Annotated in this window: 9 protein-coding genes; 7 read left to right on the top strand and 2 right to left on the bottom strand. The window is 65.0% G+C overall.

The window, feature by feature from the left end; translation table 11 throughout:
• Positions 1–132: 132 nt before the first annotated feature.
• The 7 genes from VB672_RS19070 to VB672_RS19040 all read left to right on the top strand — a co-directional run bounded on the left by VB672_RS19070 (position 133) and on the right by VB672_RS19040 (position 8,124).
• Entirely contained in the window at positions 133–1,926 is a 1,794-nt protein-coding gene (locus VB672_RS19070; protein ID WP_329785784.1) for an acyl-CoA dehydrogenase C-terminal domain-containing protein, read from the top strand.
• A gap of 118 nt (positions 1,927–2,044) precedes the next feature.
• On the top strand, positions 2,045–3,253 hold the full coding sequence (locus tag VB672_RS19065; protein WP_329785783.1) for an acetyl-CoA C-acetyltransferase: 1,209 nt from the start codon (positions 2,045–2,047) through the stop codon (positions 3,251–3,253).
• Positions 3,254–3,277: 24 nt separating this feature from the next.
• Positions 3,278–5,488, top strand: coding sequence for an FAD-dependent oxidoreductase (locus VB672_RS19060; protein WP_329785782.1), 2,211 nt, complete (start codon positions 3,278–3,280; stop codon positions 5,486–5,488).
• Positions 5,489–5,684: 196 nt separating this feature from the next.
• Positions 5,685–6,194, top strand: coding sequence for a DinB family protein (locus VB672_RS19055; protein ID WP_329785781.1), 510 nt, complete (start codon positions 5,685–5,687; stop codon positions 6,192–6,194).
• Complete coding sequence (locus VB672_RS19050; protein WP_329785780.1) at positions 6,191–6,739, top strand: acyl-CoA thioesterase; 549 nt, start codon at positions 6,191–6,193, stop codon at positions 6,737–6,739. The genes VB672_RS19055 and VB672_RS19050 overlap by 4 nt, the downstream gene beginning before the upstream one ends.
• A gap of 54 nt (positions 6,740–6,793) precedes the next feature.
• Positions 6,794–7,417: a 2-hydroxychromene-2-carboxylate isomerase gene (locus VB672_RS19045; RefSeq protein ID WP_329785779.1), complete on the top strand. Its 624-nt coding sequence runs from the start codon at positions 6,794–6,796 to the stop codon at positions 7,415–7,417.
• Between the two features lie 8 nt (positions 7,418–7,425).
• Positions 7,426–8,124: an aspartate/glutamate racemase family protein gene (locus VB672_RS19040; protein ID WP_329785778.1), complete on the top strand. Its 699-nt coding sequence runs from the start codon at positions 7,426–7,428 to the stop codon at positions 8,122–8,124.
• Positions 8,125–8,247: 123 nt separating this feature from the next.
• Here VB672_RS19040 and VB672_RS19035 read toward each other — a convergent pair whose 3' ends face one another.
• Both VB672_RS19035 and VB672_RS19030 read right to left on the bottom strand, forming a co-directional pair.
• Entirely contained in the window at positions 8,248–11,757 is a 3,510-nt protein-coding gene (locus tag VB672_RS19035; RefSeq protein ID WP_329785777.1) for a PAS domain-containing hybrid sensor histidine kinase/response regulator, read from the bottom strand.
• A 72-nt stretch (positions 11,758–11,829) separates the two neighbouring features.
• Complete coding sequence (locus VB672_RS19030) at positions 11,830–12,744, bottom strand: LysR family transcriptional regulator (protein WP_329785776.1); 915 nt, start codon at positions 12,742–12,744, stop codon at positions 11,830–11,832.
• Positions 12,745–12,825 lie beyond the last annotated feature (81 nt).

Raw genomic sequence — 12,825 nt, 5'->3', positions numbered from 1 at the left:
TCGCTCCTACCAAAGATTTCGCACGCTACCTCTTCCCAAAACGGCTGGATGGTTTATATGTAAACTATCTACCTGGCCGGTGAGCTTCCTTATGGGAATGTTTCCGCCGGCATCCGATCTGGGAGAGTCCGAATGCCGGTCTACAAGGCCCCCGTCGAAGACGTCATGTTCCTCCTGAGCGACGTGTTCCCGATTGAGCGTCACAACAACCTGCCCGGCTTTGCCGATGCGACGCCCGATACCGTGGAGGCAATCCTCGCCGAAGGTGCCAAGCTCTGCGAGGAGGTGTTCGCACCCTTGAACCTCTCCGGCGACCAGGAGGGCTGCACCCGCCATCCGGATGGCTCGGTCACCACCCCGAAGGGCTTCAAGGAAGCCTACGAGGCCTATGCCGCCGGGGGCTGGATGGGCTTGGCCGCGCCGGAGGAATACGGCGGCCAAGGGCTTCCCTCCGTCCTCAACACGGTGATGCAGGAATTCGTCTCCTCGGCGAACCTCGCGCTCGGCATGTATCCGGGCCTCACGCAAGGAGCCATCGCGGCGCTCCTGGTGCACGGCACCGACGAGCAGAAGAAGATCTATCTGCCGAAGATGATCGAGGGTGCCTGGACCGGCACCATGAACCTGACCGAGCCCCATTGCGGCACGGATCTGGGACTGCTCAAGACCAAGGCGGTGCCGAACGGCGACGGCTCGTATGCCATCTCCGGCACCAAGATCTTCATCTCCGCCGGCGAGCACGACATGGCGGAGAACATCGTCCATCTGGTGCTCGCCCGCATCGAAGGGGCGCCGCAGGGCACGAAGGGCATCTCGCTCTTCGTGGTGCCGAAACGTCTCGTCAACGGGGATGGTTCGCTCGGCGAGCGCAACGGCGTCTCCTGCGGCTCTCTCGAGCACAAGATGGGCATCCACGGCAACGCCACCTGCGTGATGAACTACGACGGCGCCAAGGGCTGGCTGGTCGGCGAGGCGAATCGCGGGCTGAACGCCATGTTCGTGATGATGAACGAGGCGCGGCTCGCGGTCGGCGTGCAGGGGCTCGCCCAATCCGAAGTCGCCTATCAGAATGCCGTGGCCTATGCGAAGGACCGACTCCAGGGCCGCTCGCTCACGGGCGCGAAATTCCCCGACAGGCCGGCCGACCCAATCATCGTGCATCCGGACGTGCGCCGCACGCTTCTCTCCATCAAGGCCATCAACGAGGCGGGGCGTGCCCTCATCGTCTGGACAGGCCTCAACAGCGACATCGCGCATCGCTCGTCCGACGATGCGCAGCGCCAGACCGCCGAGGATTACATGGGCCTGATGACGCCCGTGGTGAAAGGCGTGCTCACCGATCTCGGCTTCGACAATGCCGTCAAGGCGCAGCAGATGTTCGGCGGCCACGGCTATATCGAGGAATGGGGCATGTCGCAGTTCGTGCGCGATGCCCGCATCACGCAGATCTACGAGGGCGCCAACGGGATCCAGGCCATGGATCTCGTCGGCCGCAAGCTCGGCAAGGACGGCGGACGCGCCGTCATGACCTTCTTCAACGAAGTCGCCGCCTTCTGCCAGGAGAATGCGTCCGACGAGAGCCTGAAGACCTACATTGCGCCCCTGCAGCAGGGCCTCGGCCATCTGCAGCAGGCCACCATGTGGTTCATGCAGAACGCCATGGCGAAGCCCGACAATGCCGGCGCCGGCGCCACCGACTACATGCATCTCTTCGGCCTTGTGGTAATGGGCTACATGTGGGCCCGGATGGCGAAGGCCGCGCAGGCGAAGAAGGCTCAAGGAAACGGCGTCGCCGACAAGATGGATGCCAAGCTTCTGACCGGCCGCTTCTTCATGGAGCGCCTGATGCCCGAGACCGGCACGCGCCTCGCCCGCATTTCCACCGGGGCGGACACGACCATGGCGCTGCCGGCAGAGGCTTTCTAAGTGACAAGCGCGATCCCGGCCCAAGAACCGGGATCGCAGGACGAGTAAAGCACTCTATTCTGATGACGATCCCGGATCGCTGCGGCGTCCGGGATGACAACATGATCGGGAGGCCTCCATGGCTGAAGCCTATATCTACGATGCCGTTCGCACCCCGCGCGGACGCGGCAAGCCCGACGGTTCGTTGCACGAGGTTCCGGCGGTCGATCTCGCCGTGACGGCGCTCGATGCCATCCGCACGCGCAACGATCTCGATCCGATGCTGGTGGAGGACGTGGTGCTCGGCTGCGTCGATCCGATCGGCGAGGCCGGCGGCGACATCGCGCGCGCAGCGGCGCTCAAGGCAGGTTTCGGCAAGGAGGTGCCGGGCGTGCAGATCAACCGCTTCTGCGCCTCCGGCCTCGATGCGGTGAACCTGGCTGCCGCGCAGGTGATGTCGGGCATGAAGGACATCGTCATCGGCGGCGGAGTCGAGTCCATGAGCCGCATCGGCATGGGCGCTTCGGGCGGCGCATGGCCGGTCGATCCGGGCATCGCCATTCCGACCTATTTCCTGCCGCAGGGCATCTCGGCGGATCTGATTGCGACGAAGTACGGCTTCTCCCGCGACGACGTGGACGCCTATGCGGTCGAGTCGCAGAAGCGTGCCGCGATGTCCTGGGACGAGGGACGGTTCGCGAGGTCCGTCGTGCCGGTGAAGGACATCAACGGCATCACGATCCTGTCAAAGGACGAGCACATGCGCCCGCAGACGGACATGCAGTCGCTCGGCCAGCTCAAGGCCGCCTTCGTGCAGATGGGCGAGATGGGCGGCTTCGATGCGGTGGCCATCGCGGCCCACCCGGACGTGGAGTTCGTCAACCACGTGCATCACGCCGGCAACTCCTCGGGCATCGTCGACGGCGCCGCCGCGGTCCTCGTCGGAAGCCGGGAGGGTGGCACGAAGGCGGGTCTGAAGCCTCGGGCGCGCCTCAAGGGCTTCGCGTCCATCGGGTCCGATCTCGCGCTCATGCTCACCGGCCCCATCGACGTGTCGGAGCTGGCCTTGCGCAAGGCCGGCATGACGAAGGACGACATCGATCTCTTCGAGATCAACGAGGCCTTCTCGGCGGTGGTGCTGCGCTACATGCAGGCCTTGGACCTCGACCCGGCGAAGGTGAACGTGAATGGCGGCGCCATCGCCATGGGTCACCCGCTCGGCGCCACCGGCGCCATGATCCTTGGCACGGTGCTCGACGAACTGGAGCGCACGAATAAGCAGACGGCCCTGATCACCCTGTGTGTCGCCGCCGGCATGGGCACGGCCGCGATCATCGAGCGGGTTTGAGCGAGCGGGAACGGGAGAATCATCATGACGAATTTCACCAATTTCCGCTTCGAGACCGACGCCGACGGCATTGCGCTCGCCACCTGGGACATGCCCGGCCGCTCCATGAACGTGATCACCCCGGAGGTGATGGCCGAACTGGAGCAGATCATCGAGAAGGTCGCCGGCGACGAGGCGATCAAGGGCTGCGTCATCACTTCCGGCAAGGAGGCGTTCTCCGGCGGCGCCGATCTCACCATGCTTCAGGGCCTGGGTGCAGAATACGCACGGCTTGCGAAGGAGAAGGGCGAGGAGACTGCGATGCAGTTCTTCTTCGATGAATCGCGCAGGCTCTCGCTCCTGTACCGCCGGCTCGAGACCAGCGGCAAGCCCTTTGCCGCGGCCATCCATGGCGTGTGCCTCGGCGGCGCCTTTGAACTCGCGCTCGCCTGCCATTTCCGCGTGCTGTCGGATGCGGATTCCACCCGCGTCGGCCTGCCCGAGGTGAAGGTCGGGCTGTTCCCCGGCGCCGGCGGCACGCAACGCGTGGCACGCCTGATGCAGACGGGCGATGCCCTGCAGATGCTGTTCAAGGGCGAGCAGATCCGTCCGCTCATGGCCCGCAACATGGGCCTCGTCCATGCGGTCGCGCCGCGTGAAGGGATCGTGCAGTCGGCGAAGGACTGGATCAGGCAAGGCGGCTCGGCCGTCGCGCCCTGGGACCAGAAGGGCTACAAGCTGCCGTCCAACAAGGTCTACTCCGCCGCCGGCATGCAGATCTGGCCGCCGGCCAACGCCATCTATCGTCGCGAGACCCAGGATAACTACCCGGCAATCCGCGCGATCCTCGAATCCGTCTATCAGGGCCTGCAGCTTCCGATGGATCTCGCCCTGAAGGTGGAGTCGCGCTGGTTCGCCAAGATCCTGCGTTCGAAGGAGGCGGCAGCGATGATCCGCACGCTCTTCATCTCCATGCAGGATCTCAACAAGGGCGCGCGCCGCCCGAAGGACGTGCCGCCGACGAGCCTGAAGAAGGTCGGCGTCGTCGGCGCAGGCTTCATGGGGGCGAGCGTTGCCTACGTCACGGCCAATGCCGGTCTTGAGGTCGTGCTCATCGATCGCGACATGGAATCGGCCGAGAAGGGCAAGGCGCATTCGCACAAGCTCGTGTCCGACCAGATCATGAAGGGCCGCGCCAAGACCGCGGACCGCGATGCGCTGCTCGCGCGCATCACGCCCTCGGCCGATTACGGCGATCTGAAGGGTTGCGATCTCGTCATCGAGGCCGTGTTCGAGGATCCCAAGGTCAAGGCCGAGGTGATCCAGAAGGTGGAGGCTGCCATCCAGCCGGATTGCATTTTCGCGTCCAACACCTCGACCCTGCCTATCACGGGTCTCGCCCAGCAGTCGAAGAATGCGGGCCAGTTCATCGGTATCCATTTCTTCTCGCCGGTCGAGAAGATGATGCTGGTCGAGATCATCATGGGCAAGGAGACCGGCGACAAGGCGCTCGCCACCGCGCTCGATTACGTACGCCTGATCAAGAAGACGCCGATCGTCGTCAACGACTCGCGCGGCTTCTTCGCCAATCGCTGCGTCCTCGCCTATATCCTCGAAGGGCATCTCATGTTCACCGAGGGCCTGCCCGCGGCGGTGATCGAGCAGGCCGGCAAGCAGGCCGGCATGCCGGTCGGGCCGCTGTCGCTGAACGACGAGGTCGGCGTCGATCTCGGCCTCAAGATCCTGCGCGCCACCAAGGCGCAGCTGGGCGAAGCCGCGATCGTGCCGCAGCAGGAGGAACTGCTGACCACGCTCGTCGAGAGGGAAGGGCGGCTCGGCCGCAAGAACCGCAAGGGCTTCTACGATTATCCGGAAGGCGGGCAGAAGCGCCTGTGGCCCGGCCTGAAGGATCTTCAGGCGAAGCACGTGGAGGCCGAGTTCGTCGACATGCAGGAGTTGAAGCAGCGTCTGCTCGTCACCCAGGCTCTGGAAGCGGCTCGCACCTTCGAGGAGGGCGTGGTCACGGATCCGCGCGAGGCGGATGTGGGATCGATCCTCGGCTTCGGCTTCGCGCCCTACACGGGCGGCGCGCTCTCCTATATCGACTTCATGGGCGCGAAAGCCTTCGTGGATCTGTGCCAGAGCCTGCAGGCCAAGCACGGCGACCGTTTCGCGCCGCCGAAGATCCTTATCGACATGGCAGCTGCGGGCGACACGTTCTACGGTCGCGCAGCCGGGACGAAGAAGGCTGCATGAGGATCCACGATCACGCGTCATCACCTCCCCGGACTTGATCGGGGACCCGTAGCGGTGATCTCAATGGGGAGCGCGCGGCGTTTGCCTGATCGTCATGGCCGGGACAAGCCCGGCCATGACGGAGAGGGTGAAGCTTGACCGATCGTCTGCCGCGTCACAAAAATCGGCGGCAGAGACGACCTGAAGGAGCCTTCCCATGAAACCGCACTTCGCCATGATGGCGGGCTATAATGCATGGAGCAACGAGCGCATCTACGATGTGGCGGCGCAACTATCCGATGCGGATTATCGCGCGGATCGCGGGGCTTTCTTCAAGTCGGTGCACGGAACCTTGAACCATCTCCTGGTCGCCGACCGCATCTGGTTGAAGCGCTTTTCCGGGCGGGGCGAGGCGCCGAACCGCCTCGATGCGATCCTGTTCGAGACCCTCCCCGAGCTGCGTGCGGCGCGCGCGAGAGAGGACGAGCGGATCGTCGCCTATGTCGACAGCCTGTCCGATGCCGACCTCATGGGCCGCATCCGCTACAAGACGATTACGACCCCGATGGAGATCGAGCAGCCGCTCGCCCCGGCGCTGGTCCATTTCTTCAATCATCAGACCCATCATCGCGGACAGGTTCATGCCCTGCTCACGGGATTCGGCCTCGAGGCACCGTCCCTCGATCTCATCCTGTTCCAGCGCCAGACCGGAATGGGCCTCGCATGAACCTGTGGCTGCGCGTCCTTCACCTGGTCGTCACGTCCATTTTCCGCGCGAGGCTCGATCCCGTGCGGGACGTGTCGCGCCTGACCTTCCGGGTATGGCCGCACGACCTCGACACCTCGCTCCACATGAACAATGGGCGCTACTGGACGCTCATGGATCTCGGCCGCACCGACATGATGATCCGCTCCGGCCTGTGGCGGCCCGTCCTCAGGCACGGCTGGGTGCCTGTGGTGGGCGCGGGACAGATCCGCTTCCGGCGGGAACTCAGGCCTTTTCGCTCCTTCACGCTGGAGACCCGCATCCTCACCTGGTCCGACAGTCACGTGGTGATGGAGCACCGGCTGGTCTCCAAAGCCAAGGACGGCAGTCCGATCCTCAACGCCATCGCCCTCGTCAGGGCGGGCCTCTATGACCGGGCGGAGCGACGCTTCGTTCCCATGGAGCGCCTCCTCGGCGAAGTCGGCGTCGAGGCCGAAGCGCCGGCGGCCGCCCCCGAGGTCGAGGCCTTCCTCCGAGCCGAAGAGACATTGAAGAGCGCCGCCTGATGGTCCAAGGTGGGACCGACGCCGTTCCGGCCTGAGCAACTCCGAATCGGACCCATGCCCCGCACCATCGACTATTACTTCTCCCTCGTGAGCCCCTGGGCCTATATCGGCCATGCGCCCTTCATGGAGATCGCGCAGAAGCACGGGGCGGAGGTCAATTACAAACCCGTCTTCCTCGGCCGCGTCTTCTCGGAGACCGGCGGACTGCCGCTCGCCCAGCGCCATCCGGCCCGCCAGCGCTACCGGATTCTCGAATTGCAGCGCTGGCGAGAAAAACGCGGCCTGTCCTTCAACATCAGTCCGAAGCACTGGCCCTTCGACGTGAACCTCGCCGACCGCTTCGTCATCGCGATCACGGCATCCGGCAAGAGCCCCGATCCCTTCCTGCGCCGGGCCTTCGCGGCCGTGTGGGAGGAGGAGCGCGACCTGGCCGATCCGCTCGTTCTGACGGAGCTGGCGGAGCAGGCCGGCCTTGATTCGTCCGCCCTGATGGATGTGGTGACCGGCAGCACCACCGAGGCGATCTATGCCCTCAATCTCGAGAATGCGGTGGCAAGCGACGTCTTCGGGTCGCCGGCCTATGTGCTCGACGGCGAGGTGTTCTGGGGGCAGGACCGGCTCGAACTGCTCGACGATGCGCTGAAGAGCGGACGTGAGCCGTATCGGCCCAATCCCTGACATTCGGCATGCGAACCATCGGCCTCATCGGCGGCATGAGCTGGGAAAGCTCGGCCGAGTATTACCGCATCATCAACCAGGAGACGAACCGGCGGCTCGGCGGGGTGCATTCGGCGCAATGCCTGATGTGGTCGGCCGATTTCGACGAGATCAAGCGGCTGCAGCACGAAGGCGAGTGGGGCAGGCTCGGCGAGGAGATGAAGGCAGCTGCGCGCCGGCTGGAACGAGGCGGAGCGGACTTCATCGTGCTGTGTACGAACACGATGCATCGCTTGGCGGATGCGATCTCGTCGGCGGTGAACATTCCGCTGCTCCACATTGCCGATCCCACGGCCGACAAGATCAGGGCTGCGGGGATCGAGCGCATCGGCCTTCTCGGCACGGCCTTCACCATGGAGCACGATTTCTACAAGGGCCGCCTGCAGCAGCATCATGGGCTCGACGTGATCGTGCCGGACGAAAGCGACCGGCGGATCGTGCACGAGATCATCTACAAGGAACTCGTGCTCGGGATCGTCAGACAGGAGTCGCGGCAGGCCTATCGGGAGGTCATCGCACGCCTGATCGAGCGTGGCGCCCAGGGGATCATCCTCGGTTGCACCGAGATCATGCTCCTGGTCTCCGACGAAGACAGCGCCGTGCCGCTGTTCGACACCACGACGATCCACGCGGTCGCGGCGGTCGATTTCGCGTTGCGGTCGGAATGAAACGTAGGAATTCCGACACTCTCGTCATGGCCGGGCTTGTCCCGGCCATCTCGCTTGTTTGTGGCGCGGCGCTTCACCCAATCGGGATCACCGGCACAAGGCCGGTGATGACGAAGAGAGGATTCACTCCGCCGCCACCTTCGTCGCGCGCCACTGCGTCAGGAGGGCCCGCAGGGCCGCCGGTTTCAGGGGCTTGTTGAGCACATGGATGTTCATGGCTGCCGCGGCTTCGCGCACGGCCGGCGTGCGGTCCGCGGTCACGAGCACGGCGGGCGTGTCGACCTGCGTCTTCCAACGGAGGGCCTTGATGAGTTCCAAACCGTCCGTGTCGTCGAGGTGATAATCGGCGATGATCACTTCCGGCAGAGCCTTGTGCGTTCTCAGAGCCTGATGCGCGCTCTCGAGATCCGATGCAGTCCAGGTATCGCAGCCCCATCCGGAGAGGAGCAGGCGCATGCCTTCGAGGATGGCCGGTTCGTTGTCGATCACGAGGACGCGCAGGCCCGACAGCACGGTCGCGGCAGGCTTCGGCGGCTCGGGCGATGCGGCCGTGGCCGGAAGAGCCGCCACCACCGGCACCTCGACCCGGAACACCGAGCCGCGTCCCACCTCCGAGTTCAGGGTGATCGGATGCTTGAGCACGCGGCCGATGCGCTCGACGATCGAGAGGCCGAGGCCCAAGCCCCGCGCGACCTTCATGCCCTGATCCAGGCGCTGGAACTCGCGAAACACGATGCGCTGCTTCGAGGCCGGAATGCCCAGCCCCGTATCCCACACCTCCAGCACGAGATGACCGCCGCGCCGGCGCCCGCCGACGATCACGCGGCCCGACGGCGTGTATTTGATGGCATTGGAGATGAGATTCTGCAGCAGGCGCCGCATCAGGCGCCGGTCGGACCGCACGGTCAGGGAGGATGGCACGAAGGTGAGCTTCAGTCCCTTGTTGCGGGCCACGGGCTCGAACTCGCGCTGCAGCTGGCGGAACAGCTCGTCGATGCGGAAGCTGGACCATTGCGGCTTCATGGCGCCCGTGTCGAGGCGCGAGATGTCGAGGATCGCGGTCAGGATTTCCTCGACCGCGTCGAGCGAGGCGTCGATGTTCTCGGCCAGCGTCGCGTCGCCCGCTTCACGATCCCGCTCCACGAGCGAGACCGCGTACAGACGCGCCGCGTTGAGGGGCTGGAGAATGTCGTGCGAGGCTGCGGCGAGAAAGCGGGTCTTGGAGATGTTCGCCTCGTCGGCCTCGGCCTTGGCGCTGCGTAGGGCTTCGTTGAGACGCGTCAGCTCCTCGGTACGCTCGCGCACGCGCTGTTCCAGGGTCTCGTTCGCGCGGCGGCTCGCCTCTTCGGCCAGCACGGTTTCGGTCACGTCCGTGTAGGTGGTCACGTGGCCGCCATCGGGCAGCAGGTTCGAGCGGATCTCGATGACCTTGCCGGAGGGATAGAGCTTGAGCCGCACGGGCTCCACATCGTGGCGGAAGGAGTGGAGGCGGGCGGCAATCAGCTCGTCGATCTTGCCCGGCCCGTAGGATCCGCGCGAGGCATTGTAATGGACGATGCGTTCCATGCTGATGCCCACGTGAACGAAGTTGGGCGGCATGTCGTAGAGATCGATGAAAGCCTGGTTCCAGGCGAGCAGGCGCAAATCGCTGTCGAGCACGGTGATGCCCTGCTTGGCATAGTTGAGCGCGTGCTGGAGCAGGTCGCGGCTGTGCTGGATCGCCGCGGAGGCGTCGTCGAGGAGCTTGAGGGCTGCTTCCGTGGATACGGTGCGGCGCCGCAGCAGCAGCGACAGCGCGAGGCGTGAGGACGCCGTGCCGATGGCCGACGCAAGAAGATGTTCCGCGTAGCGCAGGAGATGGACGTCGGCTTCGGCCCGGGGCTCGAGCTGCTGTCCGCGGCTATGGGTGAAGCCTTCGAACGAACGGTTCGTCCGTTCCTCGCCGAGATAGCGGGCGACGGTCGCGCGCAGTTCGCCGACCGTGACGCTGGCCCGGAACAGGCGGAAGCTCGGGGCCGCGGAGGCGGCGGCTTCTCCCAGGAAGAGATTGGCCTGGATCTGCTCCATGGCGGTGACGGGCCGCCATAGCGAGAAGCCGATATAGCAGAGGATGTTGAGCGTCAGGCTCCAGACGACGCCGTGGGTGAGCTGAGGCAGGTCGACGCCGAACAAGGCCGTGGGCTTGAGAGCCGTGATGCCGAAGGGGCCGGTGACCACCACGTCGGACCAGAAGACGCCGTCCCAGACGAGACTCGGAAGGAGAAGCGTGTAGGCCCAGGTGAAGAAGCCGACGACGAGCCCGACGCTGGCGCCCAACGCCGTGCCGCGCGACCAGATCAGACCGCCGAGAAAGGCAGGCGCCACCTGCGCAATGGCCGCGAAGGACAAGAGGCCGATCGCGGCGAGCGCGGCTTCCCCAGAGGCACGGTAATAAGCATAGCCCAGGAGGATGACGAGAACGATGGAGATGCGGCGCACGCCGATCACGAAGCTGCCGGGATCGATGCCCGCAAAGGCGCGCCGCCGCAGGACGATGGGCATGACGAGGTGGTTCGAGATCATCACCGCCACGGCGACGGAGTCGACGATCACCATGGCCGTCGCCGCCGAGAAGCCGCCGAGGAAGGCAAGGACGGCGATGGTGCCTGCCTTGTCCGCGAGCGGCAGCGCCAGCAGGGTCATGTCCCGATCGACGTTCCCTTCCGGAAAAGAGGCGAGGCCCGCGAGAGCGATCGGGATCACGAAGAGATTGATGAGGATCAGGTAGAGCGGAAACAGCCAGGCGGTGCGCTTGAGATCCGCAATGTCATGGTTCTCGACCACCGTCACGTGGAACTGGCGCGGCAGGAGGAGAGCCGCGCAGGTCGAGAGCAGGATCAGGGTGATGTAGCTGCCGAAACCGGAGGTGCGGCTCATCAGGTCCGCGCTGGTTCCCTGCGCGTGAAGGCGCTGCACGATGGCATCGTAGCCGTCGAACATCACGAAGGTAATGTAGCCGCCGACCACCAGGAAGGCGACCAGCTTCACCACCGACTCGAGGGAGATCGCCAAAAGCAGCCCGTTCTGGTGCTCGGTGGCATCCGTATGACGGGTGCCGAAGGCGACGGCGAAGCCCGCCAACACGAGGGCGACCACGAAGGCGAGATCGCCGATGAACGGGAGCTGAGACGGGAACGTTTCATTGGTCGCCCCCAAGAAGACATCAAGCGAGGACGAGACCGCCTTCAATTGCAGCGCGATGTAGGGAATGGAACCGACGAGGGCGATCAGGCTGACGAGAGCGGCGACCCGTTCGCTCTTGCCGTAGCGGGCCGCGACAAAATCGGCGATGGAGGAAATGTTCTGCGTCTTCGCGACCCGCACGATCCGGGCGACGAGCGGATAGCCCAAGCCGATGACGAGGATTGGTCCGATATAGATGGCGAGGAAGTCCAAGCCTGAATGGCTGGCGAGCCCCACCGATCCGAAGAAGGTCCAGGACGTGCAATAGACGGCCAGCGCAAGGGCCGCGATGGTGGAGCGGGCTGGACCCTGAATGAAGCGCCGCCCGCCGTTGTCGCCCCAATGGGCCACGGTGAACAGAAAGCAGAGATAAACCAGCGCCGACAGCACGACGGCCCAGGTGGCAACCATAGGCTCAACCCTCAAAAGCAAATCCCAGCTAGCATTAGCGGGTCAGCGGCGCGAAGGCCATGGCAGGAGCCGTCACAGGCCCCGATCCCATTCCGGCTCCGGCCTGAAGCGCTCGGCCAGGAACGCCACGAAGGCGCGGACCTTGGCCGGAGCCTGCCGGCCCGAGGGCAGGACGGCGTGGATGCCGGGCTCATAGGTCGGGTGGTCGCGCAGGACCGGAACGAGGCTCCCGTCGCGCAGGCTGTCGCCCACGATGAAGGTGGGCTGGTAGATCAGCCCCTGTCCGGCGACGGCGGCAGCCAGAAGGGCATCTCCATTGTTGGCCCGCAGATTGCCCTGGATCGGCACCACGATGTCGCCATTGACCCCGAAGGCCCATCGGTTCGCCCCGATAGCGCTCGGCAGCGTATAGCCGAGGCAGTTGTGCTGGGCGAGATCCTCCAGGTTGCGCAGAATTCCGTGCTTTTCCAGATAAGCGGGAGAGGCACAGACAACGGTGCGGCAGGCGGCGAGCCGCCGGGCCACGAGGCTCGAATCCTTCAGGCGGCCGATCCGGATCGCCAGATCCCATCCTTCCTCCATGAGATCGACGTAGCGGTCGGCCAGGCCGAGATCGAACGAGACGGCGGGATAGAGCCGGCTGAACGCGGTGAGAGCCGGGACGATCTGCCGGAAGCCGAAGGTGAGCGGAACGTTGAGGCGGAGCGTTCCCCGGGGCTCGACCCTGTCGAGGCTGGCTGACGCTTCCGCCTCCTCGATCTCGGCGAGAATGCGCTCACAGGCGATGAGATAGTTCCGGCCGCCCTCGGTCAGAACGAGCTTGCGCGTGGAGCGGTGCAGGAGCTTGACTCCGAGCCGGTCTTCGATGGCGGATACATGCTTCGTCACCATAGTCTGTGACAGATCGAGCGCCCGTGCAGCCGCCGAAAAGCTGCCGAGGGTTGCAACGCGGACAAAGGCCTGCATGCTGGTGACGCGGTCAAGCATCAGGACAATCTCATTCTTCTGGTGTGAAGTCATATCCCAGGGATGAGATTATCATGCTTCTGGTTTGAGATCATAGGGAAG

This window comes from Microvirga sp. CF3016 (genome assembly GCF_036314085.1).
Taxonomy (GTDB): Bacteria; Pseudomonadota; Alphaproteobacteria; order Rhizobiales; family Beijerinckiaceae; genus Microvirga.
This window is presented reverse-complemented; position numbering and strand designations above follow the sequence as displayed.